We start from the raw sequence: 399 nt of genomic DNA, 5'->3' as shown, positions 1-399 counted from the left end.
CCATTACCGCTCATGATGCGGGATATATTAACCAGCCGCTGGAAAAAATAGTGGGCCTGCAAACGGATGCGCCATTAAAGCGTGCGCTGCATCCGTTCGGTGGCATTAATATGATTAAAAGTTCATTCCACGCCTATGGTCGTGAAATGGACAGTGAATTTGAATATCTGTTTACCGATCTGCGTAAAACCCATAACCAGGGCGTATTTGATGTTTACTCACCGGATATGCTGCGCTGCCGTAAATCTGGCGTGTTGACCGGTTTACCAGATGGCTATGGTCGTGGGCGCATTATCGGTGACTATCGCCGCGTGGCGCTATATGGCATCAGTTATCTGGTGCGTGAACGCGAACTGCAATTTGCCGATCTCCAGTCCCGTCTGGAAAAAGGCGAGGATC

General features: G+C 49.6%; 1 protein-coding gene. It reads left to right on the top strand.

The annotated features are described in order from the left end of the window. The coding region (locus AC30CM_RS27280; protein WP_490120018.1) for a pyruvate formate lyase family protein at positions 1-399 on the top strand (399 nt) is incomplete at both ends.

It is taken from the genome of Mycobacterium sp. DHQP2018-32-09, assembly GCF_058148405.1.
This window is presented reverse-complemented; position numbering and strand designations above follow the sequence as displayed.